The organism is Anabaena sp. CCY 9613 (assembly GCF_963920895.1).
In the GTDB taxonomy this organism is placed as follows: Bacteria; Cyanobacteriota; Cyanobacteriia; order Cyanobacteriales; family Nostocaceae; genus Cyanocohniella.
In genome coordinates this window covers 1-24052 of record NZ_CAWUDE010000017.1, presented here as the reverse complement: position 1 = coordinate 24052, position 24052 = coordinate 1, and the positions used below count along the sequence as shown (strand labels likewise).

Annotated in this window: 21 protein-coding genes; 11 read left to right on the top strand and 10 right to left on the bottom strand. The window is 41.7% G+C overall.

Going from position 1 to position 24052, the window contains the following annotated elements:
* Both purB and ACM0OT_RS18560 read left to right on the top strand, forming a co-directional pair.
* Positions 1–1296 carry an adenylosuccinate lyase gene (gene purB, locus ACM0OT_RS18565; protein ID WP_414565975.1) on the top strand — a complete coding sequence of 432 codons (1296 nt, stop codon included), beginning with the start codon at positions 1–3 and terminating at the stop codon, positions 1294–1296.
* Positions 1297–1514: 218 nt separating this feature from the next.
* A complete protein-coding gene (locus tag ACM0OT_RS18560; RefSeq protein WP_414565893.1) occupies positions 1515–2069 on the top strand; it encodes a DUF4126 domain-containing protein in 555 nt (184 codons plus the stop codon).
* Positions 2070–2076: 7 nt separating this feature from the next.
* Here the strand turns inward: ACM0OT_RS18560 and ACM0OT_RS18555 are convergent, their stop codons facing one another.
* Entirely contained in the window at positions 2077–3393 is a 1317-nt protein-coding gene (locus ACM0OT_RS18555) for an acetyl ornithine aminotransferase family protein (protein ID WP_414565892.1), read from the bottom strand.
* Between the two features lie 285 nt (positions 3394–3678).
* Here ACM0OT_RS18555 and ACM0OT_RS18550 point away from each other — a divergent pair, with 285 nt between their 5' ends.
* From ACM0OT_RS18550 to ACM0OT_RS18530, 5 genes are all read left to right on the top strand, one after another.
* Positions 3679–5028 (top strand): hypothetical protein, encoded by a 1350-nt coding sequence (locus ACM0OT_RS18550; RefSeq protein ID WP_414565891.1) that lies wholly within the window; start codon positions 3679–3681, stop codon positions 5026–5028.
* A 557-nt stretch (positions 5029–5585) separates the two neighbouring features.
* The gene (locus tag ACM0OT_RS18545) at positions 5586–6668 is read left to right on the top strand and encodes a class I fructose-bisphosphate aldolase (protein ID WP_414565890.1); all 1083 of its coding nucleotides are present in this window, start codon (positions 5586–5588) and stop codon (positions 6666–6668) included.
* Between the two features lie 395 nt (positions 6669–7063).
* Positions 7064–8230 (top strand): pyridoxal phosphate-dependent aminotransferase, encoded by a 1167-nt coding sequence (locus ACM0OT_RS18540; protein WP_414565889.1) that lies wholly within the window; start codon positions 7064–7066, stop codon positions 8228–8230.
* Between the two features lie 705 nt (positions 8231–8935).
* On the top strand, positions 8936–10411 hold the full coding sequence (locus ACM0OT_RS18535) for a SulP family inorganic anion transporter (RefSeq protein ID WP_414565888.1): 1476 nt from the start codon (positions 8936–8938) through the stop codon (positions 10409–10411).
* 23 nt (positions 10412–10434) lie between these two features.
* A complete protein-coding gene (locus ACM0OT_RS18530) occupies positions 10435–11295 on the top strand; it encodes a universal stress protein (protein ID WP_414565887.1) in 861 nt (286 codons plus the stop codon).
* Positions 11296–11387: 92 nt separating this feature from the next.
* On the opposite strand, the gene ACM0OT_RS18525 is transcribed toward ACM0OT_RS18530, so the two are convergent.
* Complete coding sequence (locus ACM0OT_RS18525; protein ID WP_414565886.1) at positions 11388–12590, bottom strand: glycosyltransferase; 1203 nt, start codon at positions 12588–12590, stop codon at positions 11388–11390.
* A gap of 482 nt (positions 12591–13072) precedes the next feature.
* A complete protein-coding gene (gene trxA / locus ACM0OT_RS18520) occupies positions 13073–13399 on the bottom strand; it encodes a thioredoxin (protein ID WP_414565885.1) in 327 nt (108 codons plus the stop codon).
* Positions 13400–13514: 115 nt separating this feature from the next.
* On the opposite strand from trxA, the gene ACM0OT_RS18515 reads away from it, so the two are divergent.
* From ACM0OT_RS18515 to ACM0OT_RS18505, 3 genes are all read left to right on the top strand, one after another.
* On the top strand, positions 13515–14231 hold the full coding sequence (locus ACM0OT_RS18515) for a cyclase family protein (RefSeq protein WP_414565884.1): 717 nt from the start codon (positions 13515–13517) through the stop codon (positions 14229–14231).
* A 151-nt stretch (positions 14232–14382) separates the two neighbouring features.
* The gene (locus ACM0OT_RS18510) at positions 14383–15879 is read left to right on the top strand and encodes an aldehyde dehydrogenase family protein (RefSeq protein WP_414565883.1); all 1497 of its coding nucleotides are present in this window, start codon (positions 14383–14385) and stop codon (positions 15877–15879) included.
* Positions 15880–16180: 301 nt separating this feature from the next.
* On the top strand, positions 16181–16546 hold the full coding sequence (locus ACM0OT_RS18505; RefSeq protein ID WP_414565882.1) for a VOC family protein: 366 nt from the start codon (positions 16181–16183) through the stop codon (positions 16544–16546).
* A gap of 257 nt (positions 16547–16803) precedes the next feature.
* Here the strand turns inward: ACM0OT_RS18505 and ACM0OT_RS18500 are convergent, their stop codons facing one another.
* From ACM0OT_RS18500 to carA, 5 genes are all read right to left on the bottom strand, one after another.
* The gene (locus ACM0OT_RS18500) at positions 16804–17106 is read right to left on the bottom strand and encodes a DUF1816 domain-containing protein (RefSeq protein WP_414565881.1); all 303 of its coding nucleotides are present in this window, start codon (positions 17104–17106) and stop codon (positions 16804–16806) included.
* A gap of 99 nt (positions 17107–17205) precedes the next feature.
* Complete coding sequence (rlmB, locus tag ACM0OT_RS18495) at positions 17206–18183, bottom strand: 23S rRNA (guanosine(2251)-2'-O)-methyltransferase RlmB (RefSeq protein ID WP_414565880.1); 978 nt, start codon at positions 18181–18183, stop codon at positions 17206–17208.
* Between the two features lie 94 nt (positions 18184–18277).
* Entirely contained in the window at positions 18278–18760 is a 483-nt protein-coding gene (locus ACM0OT_RS18490; RefSeq protein ID WP_414565879.1) for a Mini-ribonuclease 3, read from the bottom strand.
* Positions 18761–19066: 306 nt separating this feature from the next.
* Positions 19067–19432: an STAS domain-containing protein gene (locus tag ACM0OT_RS18485; protein ID WP_414543030.1), complete on the bottom strand. Its 366-nt coding sequence runs from the start codon at positions 19430–19432 to the stop codon at positions 19067–19069.
* A 130-nt stretch (positions 19433–19562) separates the two neighbouring features.
* Positions 19563–20720, bottom strand: coding sequence for a glutamine-hydrolyzing carbamoyl-phosphate synthase small subunit (gene carA, locus ACM0OT_RS18480; RefSeq protein WP_414565878.1), 1158 nt, complete (start codon positions 20718–20720; stop codon positions 19563–19565).
* A 441-nt stretch (positions 20721–21161) separates the two neighbouring features.
* Between carA and ACM0OT_RS18475 the strand changes: the two genes are divergently transcribed.
* A complete protein-coding gene (locus ACM0OT_RS18475; protein ID WP_414565877.1) occupies positions 21162–22202 on the top strand; it encodes a TIGR02281 family clan AA aspartic protease in 1041 nt (346 codons plus the stop codon).
* Here the strand turns inward: ACM0OT_RS18475 and trpD are convergent.
* Positions 22132–23208, bottom strand: a complete 1077-nt coding sequence (gene trpD / locus ACM0OT_RS18470) for an anthranilate phosphoribosyltransferase (RefSeq protein WP_414565876.1) — start codon at positions 23206–23208, stop codon at positions 22132–22134. The two genes, ACM0OT_RS18475 and trpD, sit on opposite strands and share 71 nt — an antisense overlap.
* 210 nt (positions 23209–23418) lie before the next feature.
* Positions 23419–23991: a class I SAM-dependent methyltransferase gene (locus tag ACM0OT_RS18465; protein WP_414565875.1), complete on the bottom strand. Its 573-nt coding sequence runs from the start codon at positions 23989–23991 to the stop codon at positions 23419–23421.
* Positions 23992–24052 lie beyond the last annotated feature (61 nt).

Below are 24052 nucleotides of genomic sequence, written 5' to 3'. Positions count from 1 at the left end.
TTGATTGAGCGTTATACTCTGCCCGAAATGGGCAACCTGTGGACTGAATCTTATAAATTGGAAACCTGGCTTCAGGTAGAGATTGCAGTTTGTGAAGCCCAAGCTGAACTGGGTTATATTCCATCTCCAGCAGTTGAGGAAATTAAAGCTAAGGCTAAATTTGACCCCAAGCGGGTGCTAGAAATTGAGGCCGAAGTTCGTCACGATGTCATTGCCTTTTTAACTAATGTCAATGAGTATGTAGGTGATGCTGGACGTTATATTCACCTGGGGTTAACCAGTTCCGATGTACTGGATACGGCTTTAGGACTGCAATTAGTTGCCAGTTTAGATGTATTATCACAACGTCTGGAAGATTTAATTCAGGCTATTCGCCATAAGGCACGGGAACATCGTTATACGGTAATGATTGGCCGATCGCATGGGATTCATGCTGAACCAATCACTTTTGGTTTTAAACTGGCTGGGTGGTTGGCTGAGGTGTTGCGTCATCAAGAACGCCTGAAAATTCTCCGGGAAACCATTGCTGTGGGTAAAATTTCCGGTGCGGTGGGAACCTATGCCAATATTGAACCACGAGTAGAAGCGATCGCCTGCGAAAAACTCGGACTCAAACCGGATGCGGCCTCAACACAAGTTATTTCCCGCGATCGCCATGCTGACTATGTGCAACAATTAGCTTTGATTGCTGCATCTATTGAACGCTTTGCTGTGGAAATTCGCAACTTACAAAAAACTGACGTTTTAGAAGTTGAGGAATTTTTCGCTAAAGGTCAAAAAGGCTCATCAGCAATGCCACACAAGCGAAACCCCATCCGTTCAGAACGGCTGACAGGAATGGCGCGACTGGTGAGAAGTCATGCTGGTGCAGCTTTAGAAAATGTGGCTTTGTGGCATGAACGGGATATTTCTCACAGTTCTGTAGAACGGGTAGTTTTGCCAGATGCTTGCATTTTGACGCATTTCATGCTGCACGAAATAACCGAACTAGTGAAAAACTTGTTGGTTTACCCTGAGAACATGGAACGAAATCTTAACTGCTACGGTGGTGTAGTCTTTAGCCAAAAAGTGCTACTCGCATTGATAGATAAGGGCTTAAACCGTGAAGAAGCTTATGCGATCGTCCAAGAAAGCGCTCATGCTGCTTGGAATAAGCCAGAAGGAAATTTCCACGAATTAATTACAAAAGACTCACGTGTTACTCAAAAATTGTCGCCAGCAGAAATTGCCACCTGCTTCGACCCACAACAACATCTCCGGCATTTAGATCAAGTTTACCAAAGACTGGGTATTTAGCCGTAAAAGAGGCAGAAGTGCAGGGGTATGGGTGAAAACATTTGTGCTATTGCATTATCTGGTTTACCCACCCTTTTTGACATTTTTGTCTTTTTTGATTTTTGGGAAATATTTAGTATGGCGTCGGTGAATAATCATATTACTTGCTAGTATTTTCGCAAGTAGTGGGTAGTATAAATAACAAATATAGTTATTTACTAGTGCCTTAATAATCTTAAATGATTGGAATCCTCGCTACACTTTCTGCCTCTGCGGCAGCTGGTATGAGAATAGGCATACCTCTATTAATCATTAGCCTATTACGGGGCATTAATTTATGGTCGGAGATCCCAATTTTATCTCGCGTTTCTCCACCAATTTTATTAGGTTGCCTAATTAGTTGGTCGTTAGTAGAATTATTAGCCTCAAAAAGACTATGGGGTCAAAGATTTCTCCAACTAATTCAATTATTACTTTCTCCCCTAGTGGGGGCAATTATGGGATTAGCCGTAGCTGCGGCCACAGAAACTCCCAATTGGCTGATTGTCCTCATTGGTGGTTCATTAGCTTTAGTACTCCAGCTAGTTCAAGTTGGCTGGTTCTATCGCTTGCGAGGCTTACCATTGTGGGCAGTTTTTCTTCAAGATATCTTATGCATTGCTCTAGTACTATTTGCTTTTGATGCTCCTTGGCAAGGAGGATTAATTGCTTTACTTCTCCTCTGGTTTGCAGTGCGTAGTGCTAAACAATGGTATGACTGGTATCGTCAAGGTCGGGCTTATTCTAGAAACTGATAATTGATCAGATTGATGCCACAACATCTGAAATAATATCTATGGCAATCTGAATTTGGTCGCTATTAATAACCAGAGGGGGACAAAAACGAATTGCTGCTTTACCACAGCCCAGTAATAATAGACCCCGTAAGAACGCTTCTTGAATAATGCGATCGCGTAGTTGAGCATCAAGATTACCTTCTTCGTCCCATAAATCCACCGCCACCATTAAACCTTTACCGCGCGGTGGCGAAATTCTGGGAAATTTTTCATGCAATTGGGTAAGACGAGCTTGTAATAATTCACCCATTTGGGTAGCATTACTCATCAAGTCACTTTCTAGTAGTTTGAGTGTGGCAATACCAGCAGCACAAGCTACAGGATTTCCCCCAAAGGTGGTGGCGTGGGAACCAGGGGGCCAAGTCATTAACTCCGGACGAGCCAAAATAGCCCCTAAAGGCATTCCACTGGCGATACCTTTGGCGGTAGTAATGATATCAGGCATTACCTGCCAATGTTCAATAGCAAACAAGCGGCCAGTACGCCCCATGCCAGCTTGGACTTCATCAACTACCATGAGAATGCCATAGCGATGGCATATTTCCCGAATCCTTGCTAAAAAACCATCTTCCGGAACGATATAGCCGCCTTCGCCTTGAATTGGTTCCACGACAATTGCGGCTACTTCTTGGGGCGGTAGCATGGTGTTAAATAATTTTGTTTCTAAGTAATCTAGACTGGCGTGAGTACCGTAGGGAATATGAGTCACCCCAGGAACTAAAGGGCCAAAATGCGCCCGTTGGACTGTTTTAGAACCAGTCAGAGACATAGCCCCATAGGTGCGACCGTGGAATGCTCCTAAAAAGGCCACAATAAGCGATCGCTTGGTGTAATATCGAGCTAGTTTTATCGCACCTTCATTCGACTCCGCCCCAGAATTAGTGAAAAAGACTTTAGCTGGAAATGTACTTGTCCCACCTGGAAAAGGAGCGCGAACCGCTAATTGTTCAGCTAGTTCCACCATCGGCTCATAATAAAAATCAGTCCCTGACATATGCAATAGCTGGGCTGACTGTTCTTGAATAGCTTTGACTACTTGTGGGTGGGCGTGTCCGGTGGCGGTGACAGCAATACCCGCAGTCATATCAAGGAAGACATTACCATCTACATCTTCTACCATACAGCCGGCACCACGGGCTACAACCAATGGGTAATCGCGGGTGTAAGAAGGAGAAGTGACAGCGCGATCGCGTTCTATAATTGCTTTAGCCTTAGCGCCAGGTAAGGAAGTTACCAAGCACGGTTCACTAGGTAAGGGTCGGTTAACAGGTATACTTAACATTTTTTTTAGATTTTTCTGATAATTATTAACGATTAAACTGCCAAGTGTGATAGCTGACAGTAACATTTGATGCCATTTGTGTCCTAATTACGTATTGACAAAAAATAAAAAACTCTTCCCTTACTCCCTACTCCCCACTCCCTATAAAAAACAGGTTGCCCTTCCGAAATAAAAGAGGTATGATGCCCCAATTGTATACACAGCTAACGCATTGTCAAGTTAGCATCCGGTAAATACTGAGCAAGTGCAACTATTATTTATTAATAGAAATTGATTTTTTAGCTTATGCATACTTTATTCAGCCAAAAACTCCGCTTCACATTGGGTGTAGCTGCTTTGTTATTTGTTAGTTTAGCTAGTAGCCATATATATACGCGCTCAAAACATCAACAGCACAGCCCACAAAATCAGGCTGAACAACATTTATCATTCACCCAACCTGAAAATTCAGCCCTTCCTCAAACGCAACTTGCCCTAATTTCTCCTCAATTTACGCGCACATTCTCTACTATTTGGCAAAATTCTTTTATTGCCAAACAAATATTTGACCAGAGTATCAATACACCCACATCAGAGAACTTGGTAGCATCAATACCTGTAACTTATCCTGTGATTGATGAATGGAAAAAATATAAGTTTAGCATTCAGGGTAATCAACTGTTGAGCCAGTCTAAACTGCCAACTACTAAACTCAGTTTTAATCAAGGCGATTTATTAACTGTTCTTACCAATACCAGAAAATATTTCCAAGACCACACTTCAGATAACCCAGATATTCTGCGTAAAGGGCTGTTAGGTACTCAAGGAGTCTCTATCGAAGATGTGATCAGAACCTTAGACTTTATGATTACTGTTCTGCGGGAAGATATTTCTAACAATCGACCGACGCGATTACAAAATGCTGATTTTATTAATACTAACTTCCGAGTGATTAAATGGTCTGCCCATAATCCCAACAATCAAAAGCAGAAGCAAGTAAGACTGACCAAATATGCTGTTTTTACTCATTCAGGTTCTCGTACCAAAACATCAACTTTTAACACACCAATTTATAGTTTAAAAGAAGATAATATTAATGATGAATTTTACACAAGATACACAAAACAAGATGTATTATCGGGCATTTATGAACCAGGAGGGAAAGAGTATGGTAGAGTTAAACCCCTGGCATATCTCACCCGCGATGCTTTAGAAGAAGCACTGATGCAGGGAACCATACTAATTAATTTTACAGATGGTTCGCAGGCATTTTTTAATGTAGATCGAAATAATGGCATATCTTATGTCCGGGGATTAAAAGCAACAGCACAAAAGCGTTACTGGTATTTTAGACAAGTGGATGCTATTAAAGGCTATGGACATAATATAGAGTCCAAAATATCTGTGAAACCAGGCGTAACTTTTGCTGGAGATATCCTCAATATTGGGTTAGGTAGAGTAGTGGTAATTGAACACAATACGGGTGGGCGCAAAAATTTGCAAATGGGAGTAGTTGCAGATACAGGTGGAGCCTTTTTACCTAATCTTTATCAACTTGATTTTTTGGCAGGAACCTTTCGTAATCGACAAGAATTTAATCGGCATATTAGGCAATTACCTGAATATACTACTGCTTATTTTCTAGTGAAGAAGTGAAAAGAATACAAAGATGAAAATGAGGGCATTTTAATTTTTTCAAAATTTATACATCTGACGAAAAGACTCTTTAGATATTTCTGATATTAGTGTCCTTAGCGCAGGGTAAGAGCATCTCAATCAGGCTTGATATAAAGAATTAGAAGCATCTAACGTATTTTTAATGAAACAACAACTGAGAACCTGAATCATATAATTTTTATCCATAGCGGTTCATTTCATTTTTGGACGGAGACTAAGTTCAACCCTAATGAGTAACATTGTCCGTGTAGCAGCTTTATGGAAGTGTAAAATCAACCACGATCTCACTTTTACCCATCCTAAGTTGGCATGGTTTACTTCTATACTTTGAGAGACTGGACTCCATGTGAGTGGTTTATTGAGTTTGAATTTGTCACCATATTTCCTATGTCGCCCTCTACCAGAATCTGCTGGTGGTGCGCCCCATAAACACAGGTGGGAACAGAATATCTGCACAAGTAAAATCTCAGCAAGTTACCATTATTTCAGTGCTATTTTAAAACCAGGGTAATTGGCTGAAGTTAAAAGGATATGCTATGACTACAACACTCTTAGAAACTAATTCTATCGAGTCATTGTTGGGACAAGAGGCAGAACACCTGCTGGCCTACAAGGCTAAAGTTTCTCAAGATTTACTACATCTACCAGGCGCAGATTTTATAGATCGAGTTTGGATAAATAGCGATCGCAATCCTCAAGTATTGCGTAATCTCCAGCAACTTTACTCTACCGGTCGTCTAGCGAACACGGGCTATTTGTCCATATTACCAGTAGACCAAGGTATTGAACACTCAGCTGGTGCATCGTTTGCGCCCAATCCTATTTATTTTGATCCCGAAAATATCGTTAGACTGGCAATAGCTGGCGGTTGTAATGGTGTCGCTACAACTTTAGGTGTACTGGGCAGCGTTTCCCGTAAATATGCCCACAAAATTCCCTTTATTGCTAAAATTAACCACAACGAACTGTTAACTTTTCCCAATCAATACGACCAACTCTTGTTTGCTGATGTCGAACAAGCTTGGAATTTAGGTGCAGTAGCAGTAGGTGCAACAATTTACTTTGGTTCCGAGCAATCTGCAAGGCAAATTCAAGAAGTAAGCCAAGCTTTCAAATACGCTCACGAACTGGGTTTGGTAACTATTCTTTGGTGCTATCTGCGTAACAGTGCTTTTAAACAAGACCAAGATTATCACGTTGCGGCTGACCTCACCGGACAAGCAAATCATTTGGGTGTAAGCATTGAAGCTGACATTATTAAACAAAAATTACCCGAATGCAATAATGGTTACGGTGCTATAGCCAAAGCGACTGGTAAGAGTTACGGAAAAACTCATGAACGGGTGTACACAGACTTAACAAGTGATCATCCAATTGATTTGACTCGTTATCAAGTACTGAATTGCTATTGTGGACGCGCTGGGTTAATTAATTCTGGTGGTGCATCTGGTAAAAATGACTTTGCTGAAGCTGTTCGCACTGCTGTGATTAACAAACGCGCTGGTGGTACAGGGTTAATTTCGGGACGCAAGACCTTCCAACGTCCTTTTGACGAAGGTGTGAAATTGTTTCACACTATTCAGGATGTTTATTTGTCACCAGATGTCACCATAGCTTAGAAGGCTGGGGGCTGGGGGACAACAATTGTCTAATGACTCATGACTAATACCCAGTACCCAGTACTTTATGTATATGTGTAACCAACCTAGAGAAAGACTTTAGCGCAAGGGAATATTTCCTAATATTCAAGCATTGAGGAAAAGGTGAAAAGTTGCAATATGGATATATAGACACCGCATCATCCCAAAATACATCCAATTCGGTTATTGGTCTAACAATAGTCCCAAAGATCAAAAACTAGACCCATTAGACTAAAACCTATGTGGAGACGTGGCAGTGCCATGTCTCTACAATATATCTAGGGAATTACGCTAAGGAATTATAAAAAGGCAAATCCGGTTAAGGATTGTAAGATATCCTTAGATAAGTGAGAGATTTGCCAAATAAATTAAGAATGAAGCTGGCAGCACGAGTAAGTAAAGTCACGCCTTCTTTAACCTTAGCGATCGCAGCTAAAGCTAAGGCCATGAAGGCAGATGGTATAGACGTTTGTAGTTTTAGCGCTGGAGAACCAGATTTTGATACTCCAGCCCACATCAAAGCCGCAGCCGCGAAAGCTTTGGATGAAGGCAAAACCAAATATGGCCCAGCAGCTGGAGAACCAAAGTTAAGGGAAGCGATCGCCCGCAAGCTGAAAACTGATAACGGTCTTAATTACAAGTCAGAGAATGTCATTGTTACTAACGGTGGTAAGCATTCTCTGTATAATTTGATGGTAGCGCTGATTGATCCCGGTGATGAGGTGATTATCCCCGCACCCTATTGGTTAAGTTATCCCGAAATGGTGACTTTGGTCGGGGGCGTACCAGTGATTATGACCACAGATGCGGCGACGGATTATAAAATTACCCCCGAACAGCTACGTCAAGCAATTACGCCCAGAACAAAGTTATTTATCCTCAACTCTCCATCTAATCCTACGGGAATGGTGTACACGCCAGAAGAAATTAAAGCGCTGGCGCAAGTAGTAGTTGATGCAGATATCTTTGTTGTTTCTGATGAGATTTACGAAAAGATTCTCTACGACGGTGCTGAACATATCAGCATTGGTTCTGTAGGTAAGGAAATTTTTGACCGGACCTTAATTAGTAATGGGTTTGCGAAAGCTTACTCAATGACGGGGTGGCGACTGGGTTATTTAGCAGGGCCAGTGGAAATTATTAAAGCTGCCAGTACCATTCAAGGGCATAGTACATCGAATGTGTGTACCTTTGCTCAATATGGTGCGATCGCCGCTTTGGAAAGTTCCCAAGATTGTGTAGAAGAAATGCGCCAAGCTTTCGCTAAACGGCGACAAGTAATGTTAGATAGACTCAATGCTATTCCTGGATTGAGTTGTACCAAACCTAATGGGGCTTTTTATCTATTTCCTGATATCAGTAAAACAGGTCTGAAATCCCTTGAATTTTGTAACGCCCTGTTAGAAAAGTATCAAGTGGCAGTCATTCCCGGCATTGCCTTTGGTGCTGATCAAAACATTCGCCTTTCTTATGCTACCGACATGGCAACCATTGAAAAAGGCATGGATCGATTGGAGAAATTCGTACAATCACGGATTTAGCTATTTATCAATCCCAAATTATCTTAGGGTCTGGATGATATTCAGACCCTGATTTTTTATATCTGTAAAAATTAGAACAATTTCCCTCAAAATATAGGCTCAAGAAAAATAAAATTTACTTGATAGCTACTTTAATAGTATCAGTATTTTGTCGGTTGCAGTTGTGAAGATTTATATGGTATTGTTAAGCTTATCCAGCAATTTTTTAATTTTACAGTAATTACTTTAATACAAGTAATTATCAAAATATAGTGCAATGTTTAGGGTCAAAAAAACTTCACTCAATCTTTGTCAATGCAATATTCCACCTTAGCATCAGTTGATTGGGATGAGTTTTTCCATTATATTAATGTTAGCAGCATCAGGTTTTAGGTGTAGTTTGAAGCAAATAGACAATCTGCAATAAATTGGCGAAAAATAGCAACATTATTGTTAGTAACCAGTTGTTATTTCATTGATTCTATTTGTTTATCTAACTGATGAATGATGGCAGGAAATAGACTTTATAAAAGCCCAGAAAACCTAGTTAAATGATATACATTTAACGACTGCAATTAAGTGTAATTTTGATAGTTGGAGTCATCAGAATTAAGTTGAGAAAAAGCGTCAGCTATCTTTGTTATTTGCACACAGCAAAAGCAGGATGAAAGAAGTTTTTCTGTGTAGTTTCTTGTCTCCTCAATTAAACCTGAAGCGGAGGATAATTTGAACACAAAAGTTTTGCAAAGAGAATGGTTCTCTAATGTCAAAGCAGACATATTGGCAGGGACTTTAGTGGCGCTAGCGCTAATTCCAGAAGCGATCGCCTTTTCGCTGATTGCAGGTGTTGACCCAAAAGTGGGACTGTATGCCTCGTTTTTGATTGCCATAATTACATCCTTTTTAGGCGGTAGACCAGGCTTAATCTCCGCAGCTACAGCACCAATGGCGCTGTTAATGATTAATTTAGTTAGAGATCACGGCATAGAATATCTGTTTGCGGCGACAATTTTCACTGGGATTTTGCAAATTATTTGTGGTTGGCTGAAGTTAGGTCGCCAGATGAAATACGTGCCTCGGGCTGTGATGATTGGCTTTGTTAATGCCTTGGGAATTTCTATTTTTAGGGCGCAGTTACCACAGGTGATTGGCGAAACAATTCCTTGGCAAGTTTACCCATTGGTGGCGTTAACTTTGGCGATTATCTATATATTGCCCAGGTTTACTAAAGCTGTGCCGTCCCCCTTGGTGGCAATTATTATCGTGACAATAATTTCCATTTTTGCTGGGATCACAGTTCCGACTGTGGGTGATACAGGTGAAATTCCCTCAACTTTACCCTTTTTCCAGTTGCCTCAAGTCCCTTTCAATCTGGAAACATTGGGAATTATTTTTCCCTATGTACTCAGTATGACTTTTGTCAGCTTAGTAAACACATGGTTGGTGGTATCATTAGTTGACGAGTTTACGGATACTCCTAGTAATAAAAATAGAGAAGCAGTAGGTCAAGGTATTGCCAATATCGCCACAGGGTTCCTCGGCGGTATGGCGGGTTGTGCTATGGCTGGTCAATCGGTGATTAACATTAAGTCCGGCGGACGCACTCGACTATCAACTTTTTGTGCAGGACTGGTCTTAATTTTGCTAATTTTGGTAGCAGGCGACTGGGTAAGGCAAATCCCGATGGCAGCCCTGGTAGGGGTGATGGTGATGGTGTCCATTGGTACTTTTAACTGGAATTCTCTGCGGACAATCAATTTAGTACCAAGAACTGAAACAGCAGTGATGGTAACAACGGTTTTTGTCACCTTACTCACTCGTAACTTAGGAATGGGAGTACTTGTAGGTATTGTTCTCAGTGCTGTTTTCTTTTCGCGTGATATTGCCAGAGTCGTATTTGTAGACTCAGTAATTAGTGCCGATCAAACCTACCGGACATATAATATTGCCGGACAGTTGTTCTTTTTATCGGTAGACGAATTTCTCGAAGCATTCAATTTTCAAGAAAGCTTGCAGCGAGTCAAGATTGATTTAAGTCATGCTCATATTTGGGATCAATCGGCTGTGAATGCTATTGACAAGGTAGTGATTAAGTTTCGCCGTAACGGTGCAGAGGTAGATGTGGTAGGGATGAACGAAGCTAGTGCCACGTTACTGAATAAATTGGCGGTTTACGATAAGTCAGTCACCGCAGACAATTAAATTATCCCAGGGATTCCATTCCAATGAAAAGAATTTTACTCTGCACAGATGGTTCGACCTTTTCTCAGAATAGTTATCAATATGCCGCTTGGTTAGCTTCCCGGTTACAAGCATCCATTGAAGTGCTGCATGTTAGTGATGTGCGTTCCCAAAAAGTTGTTTCTAAAGACTATAGTTCCAGTTTGGGTTTTGATGCTTCTCGGACACTCTTAAATCGCTTAGTGGAGTTAGAACACGAAAAAGCCAAAATCAACAATCAAAGAGCTAAATTAATCCTGGAAACTGCCAGACAGTTTTTTGCTGAACAAGGAATCAGCGAAGTAAAACTCACTAATCACATTGGCTTTTTGGTGGATAGTTTCCAAGAATTTGAAGCCCAGGCTGATTTAATTATGATGGGTAAACGAGGTGAAAATGCTGAATTTGCCTCAGGACATTTGGGTGCAAATGTGGAACGGGTGTTGCGTTCTACTAAAAAGCCTTGCTTTGTGACATCACGCAAATATCAGCCAATTAACCGAATTTTGTTAGCTGACGATGGCAGTAAGAGTTGTCAAAGGGCAATAGAGTTTTTAGTCAACACCCCTGCTTTTAAAGGACTGGAGTTGCATGTGCTAAGTGTAGCTAAAAAACTAAATGATGAAGCTGCCCAAGCCTCCTTAAAAGCTACCCAACATCAATTAGTTCCCGGTGGTTTTACGCCAGTATGCCAGTTGCTACAAGGGGAACCAGAACAGGTAATTACCAACTACATGGAAACTCAAAAAATCAACTTACTAATAATGGGGGCTTATGGACATAGCCGGATTCGGCGTTTAGTTATTGGCAGTACAACATTACACATACTGCGAAATACACATGTTCCTGTTTTAGTCTTTAGGTAATCACCTTGACGCGATCGCCTTGCACATTAGTTACTTTTGCTGTCACCCTGTCGAACAATACATGTCATCTAAAACAGGAAAATGACTGCTATTTAAAGAGCATCAAATTTGAGTAATCCCATGTCACTTAATCCTTGGCGTAGTCTGTGCGCTTCTTCAGGATTTTGCTGTTCATGAAGTAAAATGGCATTTTTAAAGGCTGTTAAACTTGCTGGAACATTACCCACCTTCAGCTGTACTACTCCTAAATTTTGATAAGCTTGGGCATAGTTGGGATTTAACTTAATGGCTCTTTGGTAAGAGGCGATCGCATCGGTAAACAAACCCAATGTTTTGAATATCATTCCCAAGTTATAATGTCCAGTGGCAAAATTCGGGTCTATCTTCAAAGCTGTTTCGTAGGCTATTTTTGCCCCATTAATATCGCCATTAGCCTTCAGTAAGTTACCCAAATTGTTGTATGCTCCTAACTTCAGTATGGGGTAAATTGGTAGCTTGATAGCAGCTTGATAATGCCAAATAGCTTGTTGGGTATCTTGTAAATGGTTGTGGGCAATGCCTAGATGATAGTGTAGTTCATACAGCATCTCGTAGTTTTCCGGACTACCTTTAATGCCTCTTTGCAATAACTTCATCCCTTGGTTAATTTTGCCAGTTTCCACATACAATGCCCCCAACTTACTGCAAACATAGGGATCATCGGGATGGGTAGCCAGAAAAGCTTCCATTGTTGTTTGGGCTTTGGCATATTTATTATTTTGGGCGATCGCAATTTTTTGATATCCTTTATGTAAGATGGCCACCCCTTGTAAATAACCTATCTGCCAATTAGGTTCCTTGCTTAAAATATTGGCTACGCTGTCATCTACTAAAGCATGGTAAGGACGTTCAAAGCGAATCTCTGGATGGTTGCGAAACAGTCTAGACACCAGAGAATAGGGAGATTGTTCTGCACCTACTTCTTGGCGAACAAGGTTAAGTAAGAGATATTCTTCACTCTCGATGACTGACTTAATTTGCGGCACAATACTGGGTGTCAAAGTTTCATCAGCATCTAGTACCAAAATCCAATCACCAGTTACATGCTTTAAGGCAGCATTACGGGCAGCACTGAAGTCATTGCTCCATTGAAAGTGATATAATTTTGCACCGAATTGTTGGGCAATATAAACAGTGCGATCGCTTGAGCCAGTATCTAGGATTACCATTTCATCAACCACGTTTTGCACACTGCTGAGGCATTTAGGTAGTGTGGTTTCCTCATTTTTAACAATCATGCATAGACTAAGTTTCATATTGCCGAAAGACTATGATTTCAGATTGATGGTACATAGTAAACAAATTTAATTAGGCGACAATATCCGCATCAGTTTATCGCTGTTACTTTGTTGCCAATTTTTTCAGTCAAAAATATGACATGTATTACAACAATTTTCACTGGGCAATTTCAATAAGTTATTAAACCTACTTTTTTGTATAACTTAAAAAACCTAAAAAATTAATTTCCTGTGGCTAATTATTCATTTTCTGTCATCCACAACAGGAAAATCAGAAAATTATTTAATATATTTAGTCCAAAAATCTGGCTTTTCATGCAGCACCTAATTATTCATATTTGCTTTGTGTATAGATATTAAATTTAGTTTTTTAGTAAATACATCTTAGTTCGTAGTGAGTGCTTTAGCGCTCAAAATTAAGTTTTAAGAGCTAGAGCGACTTACTACATACTTGTATTTATTGATGTATCTCTACTTATTGACAACTACTCTTAAATCAGTTAGAGCAGCTTTTTAACGGCATCACTAAACTGTTCATAAGGAGAAACTCCCACAATAGTTTCTACTAACTCACCATTCTGGAAAATTAAAACGGCTGGAATACTACGAAGACCAAATTTTTTAAAAATTGGTTTATTTTCATCAATATCTACCTTTACCACCTGGGCGCGATCTTTGTATTCTTCAGCCAGTTGATCCATTAACGGACTGACAAGACGACAGGGGCCACACCAAGTAGCAGTAAAATCAACTACAACAACTTTTTCTTCACTTAAAAGGGTATCAAACTCACTTTCTTGAACGTAAGCAACTAAGTCAGTAGACATTTTTAAATTCTCCAGTATCAAACTAAAATTTCCGTCAATGACTAACTGTAAAAACTATACTTCCTTGTGTGTGTCGAAAAACCAGCAAACAATTTTAATTGAATGTAAATGAACTATGGTGAACAATTTTCATACCATCACTTATTCGCAGGTTATACACCTGAGTCATGTAATTGATACGGATATTCCTCAATGGCCAGATGACCCTGGTGTAGAATTTGCCACCGTTGCTAATATCTCACAGAATGGCTATTACCTGAGGCGTTTCAGCCTGGGAGAACATAGTGCTACCCATATGAATGCTCCTAAAAGCTTTCATGGTCATGGTGTAGGAATTGACCAATATCCGGCTGAGTCGCTGGTATTATCTGGGATAGTGATAGATATCTGCGAACAGACCACAATTAATCCTGATTACGCTCTTACTATTGCTGATGTGCTAAATTGGGAGCAAAAATTTGGTGAAATTACTGCTAGTAGTGTAGTGCTACTTCATACTGGCTGGCAAAATAAATGGTTAGATCAAAATGCTTTTTTCAACCAGGATGCTCAAGGAATTATGCACTTTCCCGGATTTGGTAGCGAGACAACTCAGTTTTTACTAAATGAACGGCAAATTGCAGGTGTAGGCATTGATACTCACGGTGTAGACCCTGGGCAGGAAAATAGTTTTACTACTAATAGTTTGGTTTTGGCACAACCGCGCATCGTGTTAGAAAATCTCACTAATTTAGAACAGCTACCACCTAAGGGTACTACTTTGGTGATAGGGATTTTGCGGTTGCGGGATGGTTCGGGTTGTCCTGTGGGGGTGTTGGCGTTGGTACCGTAAATGTGTTGTGTGACGAACCCGCCCGCGCGCAGCGATGCCCGCAAGGGCTGTAGTACGCCAGAATGATTTTGAGATATTATGTGGCGTTTCTCAATTGTGTTTATTACCCTGTAGGGACGTGATGTGTTGCATCTTACAAAGAAATTGAATTATGAAAACTCCTTTAACTTGTCTGAATTACATTAATGGACAATGGGTAAATGCATCTGGGGGAAGTAGTTTAGCAAGTCGTAATCCAGCTGTCACTGATGAAGTTGTAGCTACGTTTCCACGTTCGCAAGCTGTTGATGTAGACACAGCAGTAGTGGCTGCGCGTCAAGCTTATCGTAGTTGGCGACAAGTTCCCGCCCCCGCTAGGGCAGAATATGTATTTCGCATTGGGGAAATATTACTCCAGCATAAAGAAGAACTGGCCCAGTTAATTAGTCGAGAAATGGGTAAACCCCTGACAGAAGCTAGAGGAGATGTGCAAGAAGGGGTTGACTGCGCTTTTTATAGCGCGGGTGAAGGAAGGCGACTATTTGGGCAAACGACACCTTCGGAAATGCCTAATAAATTTGCCATGACTGTGAGAATGCCTATAGGTGTTTGTGCTTTAATTACTCCCTGGAATTTCCCGGTGGCTATTCCTTGTTGGAAGGCTATGCCGGCTTTAGTGTGTGGAAATACAGTTATCCTCAAACCTGCTGAAGATACCCCGGCTTGTGCGACAAAATTAATTGAAATTTTTGCCGCCGCAGGTTTACCCGATGGGGTAATTAACTTAGTGCATGGGGTGGGAGAAGAAGCAGGGAAAGCTTTAGTTGAACATCCCGGTATTGATTTGGTGTCGTTTACCGGTTCTTCCGAGACAGGTGCCTTTGTTGGTGCTACTTGCGGACGAACTCACAAACGAGTTTGTTTAGAAATGGGTGGTAAAAATGCTCAAGTGGTAATGGAAGATGCCGATTTGGAACTGGCTTTAGATGGGGCTGTTTGGGGGGCATTTGGCACCACTGGTCAACGGTGTACGGCCACCAGTCGCTTGATTTTACATCGTGATATTAAAGAAAAATTTACCACCATGCTTTATGAGCGTACCAGCAAGTTACGTTTGGGGGCTGGCGATGACCCTAGTACTGAGGTGGGACCGATAATTAATGCTAAACAATTGCAACGGGTGAGTCAATATATGGATATTGCCCGTGAGGAAGGTGCAAAAATATTAATTGGTGGGGAAATAGCTAACGAAGAATCACTGCAAAAAGGTTACTTTTTTCAACCAACTATTTTGGATAACGTTACTCCTAAGATGCGTGTCGCCCGTGAAGAGATATTTGGGCCAGTGGTGGCATTAATGGAAGTTACCTCATTTGACCAGGCGATCGCAATTCTCAATGACACTAATTATGGTCTTTCTTCTTCAGTCTACACCCGTGATATCAATCGAGCTTTTACAGCTATGCGTGATATCGAAGCTGGTATCACTTATATTAACGGCCCCACTATTGGTGCTGAAGTACACTTGCCCTTCGGCGGTGTCAAACAAACAGGTAACGGTCACCGAGAAGCTGGTACTACTGCCTTAGATGTTTTCACAGAATGGAAAAGTGTCTATGTTGACTTTTCTGGCAGTTTACAACGCGCCCAAATAGATAATCGCAGTTAAAAAGGGAGTAGGGAGATAAATTGACACTCTCACCGCTAATTGCTTTCCTTCGGAACGCTCCGCGAACGCAATGTAGCGGGAGATTCTTGCTTCTCAGAAACACGCTTTTTGGCACAAGTACCAACGAGTCTTACTGATTCTCCACAAGCTTGAATTTCTGTGTGTCCCACAGTATTTGATAGAGAAATACAGATCTTTCATTGGTTTTTATAGTCCTATAAGTAAACTTTAGGACAACAGGAGACTTGCAAAATCTGTATTTTTGCCAGAATCACACCCAAATAAAAATGTGAGGTGTAAGATGACAATTACCCTAGATCATACTATTGTGCCTGCACACGATAAAGAAGCATCAGCACGTTTTTTTGCCAAAATTTTTGGATTAAAATTTGAGAATACTGGTAGCCATTTTGCGGCTGTGCATGTTAACGACAACCTAATTTTTGACTTTGCAGACAGAGAAAATTTTGAATCGCATCATTATGCCTTTCATGTTAGTGATGAAGAATTTGATACTATCTTTGCACGAATAAAAGAGGCAGGTCTAGAATACAGCAGCGACCCCATGCATCAAAACAAAGGTCAAATTAACCATAGAATGGGTGGTCGTGGTTTCTACTTTTATGACATTGATGGCCATAATTTAGAATTATTGACTAGAGGCTAGCGTTATTACGTTTGTAGTGAGGGCTTTAGCCCCTCATTTTGGGTTCATACACTGTCACCAAAACTTTTATGTTCCAGTATTGTTAGGCGGTCAAAATTAACTTTTGGCAAACAGCCAAAAAACTAATTACTAACCGCCGATAAACGTTGATGCACGGAACTGATGCTAAAAGTAGATGTAAGAAAACCGGAGAATCTCAGATTTTAACCATAGTTCCTCAGCTGACCCTGGGAACTATGGGAGCCTAAAAATTGGGATTATATCTGACCGCCAAAGGCTGGCTTTACTTTGAGGTCAATCCTTTCCCCCAAGTCTTCAGCTATCGTTAGATTACCCGGTTTACAGCGCTTCACATTTACAACTATTCCTTGCGCCCCTTCGACTTCCAAATCTTCTACGTAGCCTTTAATTGCTACTTTGGCATCAGCAGAACTGAAAAACGGCCCGAAGTAGTAAGTACAACGTGGATTTTGCGTCACGATTTCTACCCACCAAGCTAAACCTAGTTGGTGAAATGTGTTAATCAATGATTCCTTCAAGTTATCCCAAATCGTTTTCATAGTTGTCGCCGATTTATCAATGTGGTACTGAATGTTAAAGGAAAGGATATGGTGATATTTTTTCTTTTACATTTCTTTATACTCTTTTCCTCTTAATTTTTAAAGAGGTTTGTGTAATTTATCTAGGTAAAACGTGTTTAACGACCGTTGGCGATAAATTTCATAAAGTGCCATACCTGAGGCTACTGAGGCATTGAGGCTGGGGGTTTTACCCAATAGGGGTATGGAGACTAAAACATCGCAAGAGCGCTGTGTTAACATGCTTAGACCCTCACCTTCAGAGCCGACCACTAGAACGATAGGCCCACTAAAATTGACTGTATGCAGGGGTTCACTCCCGCTAGCAGCCGTACCATAAATCCAAAAACCAGCTGCTTTCAATTCTTCTAGGGCACGGCTGAGATTAATCACCCTTGCTACAGGAAAGCTTTCTAAAGCACCTGCTGCCACTTTTACCACAGTAGAAGTAATACCAGATGCTCTGCGTTGGGGAATCACCAATCCTTGAGCGCCTATTGCTTCAGCAGTGCGAATAATTGCGCCTAAGTTGTGGGGATCTGTGATCCCATCAGCTACGACAATTACGGGATCACTCACAGACTTCGCCTGTTCAATCAGATCCGGTAATTCGATATAGGTGTAGGGGGCAATTTGTGCGGCTATACCTTGATGATTGGCTCCATCAGTAATTTGGTCTAAACGCCTGGGTTCTACTTCATCAATAACTGTGCCATTTTCCTTAGCTTGCAGGATTAAATGGTGAAAGCGATGGTCATAACGCAGACGAGTAGTAATCCAAAGGCGGTTCAGTCCTCGTTGACTTTCCAACGCACTTAAAACAGGATGACGACCATAGATGAGATCGCTATCTTCTGTTTGTTTAGGAGATGGGGCGGAATGGGAAAAATTATGATGTGGACGTGAGTTACTAGATATCGGGTTGCTGTCTCTGTCCCTGTCCCCATGTCGAGGACTACGAATAGATTTAGTAGTAATTACACGCTTGCCCTTGAGTTTCACAGGTTGCCCACGATTGGGTTCACTAGGAGTCTGGATTTTCCTGGGTTTACTAGTCATTATGAGTTGTGGATATATTTTATGGGTGAAAATTTTGCTGCTTTGAATTTACCGAAACTAAAGCCCTGATATTCCTATCATGAGATTGAATTGCTTATGAGTTCTCTAGATGGAGTTTTTGCAATAATTCGGTTAAGCGTGGGTAATCAGTAAGATACAGGTAGCCAATTAAAGTCTCTAAACTCGTAGCCTGTTGGTAAATTTCGGGATCAACCCGCTTAGGACGCCCTGAGGCGGCGTTACGGCCCCGCCGGACAATTTCTAATTCGGCAGTCCTCAGATGAGGAGTGAGCGATCGCAAATATAGCGCTTGTGTTTCGGCTCTTACCTGTGCCACTACCAAACTATGGTAAATTTTGGTTTGCTGCATTGGCAACAGATAGAACATCCTAACATACAATTCATAAATTGCGTCGCCTAAATAAGCTAAAGCTGATGGAGAAAGCTGTTGTATTTGTGACGGAGAAATCTTTAAAGCCAATGGCCCTGCGGCTGCCAACAGTAATTGATTCCAAGATGAATCCGACGTATGACTTTCATCTTGCCCATCGAATAGCTCTTCCTCCTTTGACGTCACAAATTCATTATTCCTTAATGGGCTATGGTTGGCAGGCATCTAATGAAAAATTTATTTTTCCTTGGGCAAGCCACGCTAGTATACCTAGCATAATCAAAATAGTTCAATATTGCTTACTAATTGTAACTTGTTTAATTGGTGGTTGATAGTTACAGAGTTATTGCTTATATTTGATATTTCTTGTTAATTACGGTTTGTGAACCTCTCTCACAAGGAGAGAGGTTTTTTGTCAGCGTAACTAAAAATTAAGCTACCCAGATAACAAATTGGACAGCTGAGTGTAACTGTGTAATCAAGCGATCAAGACTACTTGATATTTTCTAGAGCCGCATCAACTGAGGTTTGTAGGGATAGAAACTTCTCTAAGCGAACAAGCTTGACCGTTTGAGTTACTCGAGCATTAGTGACTATTTGCAAGGTGCCGCCGGCAGTTTGCGCTTGTTTGGCTAGCTGCACCAGAGCGCCCAAGCCGGAGCTATCAACAAAGTCAATTTGTGAGAGATCCAGGATAATGTGCTTTGGACCTTCATCAATTTTATTGCCAAGTACCTTGCGAAAGGTCGGCTCAGAAAATGCGTCTAACAAACCTGTGAGGCGGAATAGCTGACAGTTATCCCGGGCTTCACGAGTGCCTCTCAGGCTCACGGTTAGATTCAGTGGCTCAGCAATAATTCCCTCCTCATGGTTAAAGTGAACGCTCCAGTATAGATGGTTTTAGCACAATTTGTCTACAATCTACGGGGATGGGGAGATGAGAAGAATGAAAAAGTCTTTTTGTTGTTTTCTTCTTATCCCCTACTCCCTACTCCCTACTCCCTAACCTTGCCGTTCGCATTGCTTGGACGAATTGCTCAAATAGGTAGTCAGCATCATGAGGACCAGGGCTGGCTTCTGGGTGATACTGAACAGAGAAGATGGGCAACGATTTATGACGTACCCCAGCAATAGTGCGATCGTTGAGGTTAAGGTGGCTAATGTCTACAATTTTGTTGGGCAAGGAATCTGGGTCAATAGCAAAACTATGGTTTTGACTAGTGATTTCTATCCTTTGTTGTAGTCCGGCGGGCTGATTTAAACCACGATGACCAAATTTTAATTTATAGGTTTCTGCTCCCAGGGCGTGACCTAAAATTTGATGCCCCATACAAATACCAAACATGGGTTTTTGACTTGCTAACAATGCTTTGGTAGTTTCAATACCTTCAGTAACTGCGGCGGGATCACCGGGCCCGTTAGAAAGAAAAATGCCGTCTGGGTTGTATTTGAGTATCTCTTCTGGTGGAGTATGGGCCGGTACAACGACCACGCGGCAACCATAACTGGCTAAACGACGCAAGATATTGCGTTTTACACCAAAGTCAAGGGCGACAACTGTGAAAGATTCTCCCTGATTTCCCATAGCTTCTGAGTTAAATTCCCAGGCGGGAATTGTCGGATCTGACCATTCATAAGCCTGAGAAGTGGTAACTCCCCGCACCAAATTGGCACCAGCCATGCTGGGAGCGGCTTGTACCTGCTCTAATAGTTCTGCTTCATCGAGAATTTCTGTGGAAATGCCACCATTCATGGCTCCAAATATGCGAATTTTGCGCGTGAGGGCGCGGGTATCGATGCCGTAGATACCTGGAATTTGGTGCTGGTTGAGGTAATCGGGTAAGGATTGTGTTGATCGCCAGTTACTTGGTCGGTGACAAATATTGCGGGCGATCGCTCCTTGCACTTGTGGTCGATCTGATTCTTCGTCTTCGGCATTGATCCCAGTATTTCCCAACTCAGGATAGGTAAAAATGATAATTTGACCACGGTAACTAGGGTCAGTCAGAACTTCTTGATATCCAGTCATGCCAGTGTTGAATACCACTTCTCCGATGGTGGTTCCTGTGGCACCAAAAGACCAACCGCGATAAGTGGTTCCATCTGCCAAGACAAGTAAAGCAGGTGTTGTATCAGACAGGGGCATAAGTAATTCAAATAAAGGTTTAGGTACTGGGTACTGGGTACTGGGAATAGGTTAAGTTTCTTTGGCTCTACTCCTGGCCTTTTGCCATCACAATCAGTAGTCAAAGGTTAACAGTGAGCAGTCTTTAATCCCCAGTTTAGTGAATACTGCGAGTGTTAATTACTCCCAAAGAACGAAGTATCTGACGCGGAAATATCTGCCGACTGGTTAACAACGCAGTGATTGGTTTATTGCCATCGCCAATTTTATCATTTATGAGCAGTTTCCAAGTGGTTGCCCACTTCCATCCCCGAACTAAGTCACGAGTTTTTCTATGATGAATCTTGTGGAGAAATTAATTAAAAATTAAAAATTAAAAATACAGCACATACAATGTTAGAAGGGGAGCCAGTGGCCAAAGTAGCTTTCCAGTCCCTTAGGCAAGTTGAATTGAAGTTAATTATGCTTCAGTCTTTTTTATCTCGTGCAACCCTGATTTTTTTGTCCAGCACTCTTGCAGTTTTGGGTGCTGCTTGTAATGAAGAAAAACAAACGGCGGGGAATATTAGCAGTCAAAATTCTGTAGTAACTGACAACCTGTTGGTGTCGCCGACCATTGAACCAGTAACATCGCCAGCCATTCCAGCAGCCAGAACGCCTGTAGAATCAGAAATAAGTTCTTTTGAAATGGGTTTAGATAAAGCTGTAGGGGCTTGGAGAATCAGTCAATCTGCTCAATCATCAGATGATTGGAATTTGGTGGCAGGTCAATTGCAAGAGGCGATCGCCTTCATGGAAAAAGTGCCGCAACAAAGTCCAGAGTTTGCTACTGCCCAAACCAAAATTTCCGAATACCGAGGCCAGATGCAAAATGCCCGGCAAAAAGCTACACCGCGCCCTGTATCCACACCCAAGATAGATAATCAAAGTATAGTAGTTGCCGTTCCTCAACCTAAAAACAAGCCTCAGCCTTCCCTGACACCGCCTGCGGCCATAAAACAGCGAGAAGTAAAACCGGTTTTGCCAACATCTGCATTAATTGCCCCAGAAAAAAAAGTATTTATTGCTCCCATTAAACGACGAATTGGGGGCACGCCCATTGTGGAAGTTACTTTCAACAATCAGCAACAATTTGAGATGATTGTCGATACAGGAGCTAGTGGCACTGTCATCACCCAAAAAATGGCTAATGCCTTGGGAGTATCGCCAGTAGGGATAGCCAAGGCCAATACTGCCAGTGCTAGAGCGGTGGAATTTCCCATTGGCTATGTTGATTCGATGGCAGTTGCTGGGGTGATGGTTAACAGAGTAGCAGTGGCGATCGCTGGTACGGAATTAGAAACTGGTTTGTTAGGTCACGACTTCTTCGGCAACTACGATGTCACCATCAGGCGTGATGTAGTAGAATTTCATCCACAATCACACTCAGAAATTAATTCTGTAGAAACTCAACCAGCTGTTCCAGTTTTTCCCAGGGAGAACCACTCTGAAGAATTTCCTTAGCCACACGGAAACCTTGGGCATGGTCTAATAAAGGAATGGCACCTGCTACTTGTAGTGCTAAAGAAGCATTTATTGCTACTGCGTCTTGTTGTGCTTGAGTTCCCTTACCTTGCAGCACTGCTTGCAGAATCACGGCGTTTTCTTGGACATCTCCACCTTTAAGTGCACCAATGGTAGCTGGTGTTGCACCTACTTCTTGGGGATTCACAGTAGTTAACTGCACTTCACCACCAGATAATACCGCCAAGTCAGTTAAATCTCCCAAACCAACTTCATCAAGTCTTTCTCGCCCATGTAAAACTATGGCTTTTTGTTTGCCTAAGTTGTTTAATGCTTGGGCCACAGTGGTTAAAAGTTGGGGTGTAAATAAACCAACAACTTGTCCAGTGGGATATAACGGGTTGACTAATGGCCCTAGTAAATTAAATACTGTTCGCACTTTCAAGGTGCGTCGCAAAGGAGCCACAGCTTTCATCGCTGGATGCCAACCAGGGGCAAACAAGAAGGTAACACCGACTTCGTGTAATGCAGCTTGTACCTTTTCACTAGACGCACCAAGATTTACTCCCAAGGCTTCTAAGACATCGGCACTACCTGTGAGACTTGACGCCGAGCGATTACCATGCTTGGCAACAGGTATACCGTAGGCTGCGGCCACAAAGGTAACGGCTGTAGAAATGTTAAAAGTTGATGACCCATCGCCGCCAGTACCACAGGTATCGATCACCACGGGAAGTGAGGTTTTGGTGGGTGCTTGCTCAGTCCCTAGTTTTGATTGGGATTGTAATACTTCCGCCATCCCAGTCAATTCGTCAGCGGAAATACCTTTCAAGTTCAGCGCTGTTAAAATTGCGCCTGACAATTCTGGTGGAACCGCTTCAGTCAACCACCCTTGCATCAATTCAGCAGCTTGAGAGCGGGACAATGATTGACCATCCATTAATTGTTGCAGCAGGAGATGCCAGCTAACGGAGGATTCGGGAGCAGGAATTGAGGATGTTGTCATGGTCTTACTTATTTGAGGATTTAGCTCAGTTGAGGCTATGGGAGCTATCCTACCGAAGAATGGGAGTAGGGAGTAGGGAGTGGGGAGTGGGAATCAAGATTTAGTACATGTTCATAGATACAGCGCTTTGCAAGTAAATGAAGTACTTATATATTGTAAATCTTGTAGGGTGGGCATCTTGCCCGCCATTGTATACTAGATGAAAACTGCCTATTTTTGCCCGATATAAAATACATAACCGTAATATTCTGAGTATTTACGATAAAGGTCAATTTCTTTTTGTTCGACATTGACTACCTCAAGAACTTCTAAATCGTCTTGGTAATTTTGTTTAAAACTCTGTAGTTTTTCTTCTAATGGCTGATAATAATGATTCCACCAGGCTGATTCAGGTAGTAGAAAATAGTCAATTATTTTGTAGCCGCTATTTTGAATAATTTGACAATTACCTGGAATATCTTGCATGGCAGGATAACCTACATGCCAAAATTCTTGTAATTCTTTTGGTGCATTGGGTTTGAGCCATGTAATTTCGGAAGCAGCGAAGTATCCTCCTTGTTTAAGTAGGGGTTGCCACTGCTTTAGCCCATTTTCAAACCCGATAATATAAATTGAACCTTCCGTCCAAATAACATCAAAAGTTGCATCAGGAAAATCTAGGCAAAACATATCAGTTTCTATAACTTCAATTTGTGCTGATAACCCTTGCTGAATAATTTTTTGTTTGAGTTCATTTATATACAAAAGATGATTATCTACAGCAATAATTGTGCCATTAGTCAAGCTGGCTCAGGGTAAGCTCATCTAATTTGGTATAGAGTGAGCTTGACAAATTAGCCAAGAC

What these genes read in the sequence shown, in the direction of transcription:
- ACM0OT_RS18505 (WP_414565882.1), top strand. Translation starts at nt 16,181, where the DNA reads ATGACAATTACCCTAGATCATACTATTGTGCCTGCACACGATAAAGAA.
- ACM0OT_RS18545 (WP_414565890.1), top strand. Translation starts at nt 5,586, where the DNA reads ATGACTACAACACTCTTAGAAACTAATTCTATCGAGTCATTGTTGGGA.
- ACM0OT_RS18530 (WP_414565887.1), top strand. Translation starts at nt 10,435, where the DNA reads ATGAAAAGAATTTTACTCTGCACAGATGGTTCGACCTTTTCTCAGAAT.
- rlmB (WP_414565880.1), bottom strand. Translation starts at nt 18,183, where the DNA reads ATGACTAGTAAACCCAGGAAAATCCAGACTCCTAGTGAACCCAATCGT.
- ACM0OT_RS18510 (WP_414565883.1), top strand. Translation starts at nt 14,383, where the DNA reads ATGAAAACTCCTTTAACTTGTCTGAATTACATTAATGGACAATGGGTA.
- ACM0OT_RS18475 (WP_414565877.1), top strand. Translation starts at nt 21,162, where the DNA reads ATGCTTCAGTCTTTTTTATCTCGTGCAACCCTGATTTTTTTGTCCAGC.
- ACM0OT_RS18515 (WP_414565884.1), top strand. Translation starts at nt 13,515, where the DNA reads ATGGTGAACAATTTTCATACCATCACTTATTCGCAGGTTATACACCTG.
- trxA (WP_414565885.1), bottom strand. Translation starts at nt 13,399, where the DNA reads ATGTCTACTGACTTAGTTGCTTACGTTCAAGAAAGTGAGTTTGATACC.
- ACM0OT_RS18560 (WP_414565893.1), top strand. Translation starts at nt 1,515, where the DNA reads ATGATTGGAATCCTCGCTACACTTTCTGCCTCTGCGGCAGCTGGTATG.
- trpD (WP_414565876.1), bottom strand. Translation starts at nt 23,208, where the DNA reads ATGACAACATCCTCAATTCCTGCTCCCGAATCCTCCGTTAGCTGGCAT.
- ACM0OT_RS18555 (WP_414565892.1), bottom strand. Translation starts at nt 3,393, where the DNA reads ATGTTAAGTATACCTGTTAACCGACCCTTACCTAGTGAACCGTGCTTG.
- carA (WP_414565878.1), bottom strand. Translation starts at nt 20,720, where the DNA reads ATGCCCCTGTCTGATACAACACCTGCTTTACTTGTCTTGGCAGATGGA.
- ACM0OT_RS18525 (WP_414565886.1), bottom strand. Translation starts at nt 12,590, where the DNA reads ATGAAACTTAGTCTATGCATGATTGTTAAAAATGAGGAAACCACACTA.
- ACM0OT_RS18500 (WP_414565881.1), bottom strand. Translation starts at nt 17,106, where the DNA reads ATGAAAACGATTTGGGATAACTTGAAGGAATCATTGATTAACACATTT.
- ACM0OT_RS18540 (WP_414565889.1), top strand. Translation starts at nt 7,064, where the DNA reads ATGAAGCTGGCAGCACGAGTAAGTAAAGTCACGCCTTCTTTAACCTTA.
- ACM0OT_RS18550 (WP_414565891.1), top strand. Translation starts at nt 3,679, where the DNA reads ATGCATACTTTATTCAGCCAAAAACTCCGCTTCACATTGGGTGTAGCT.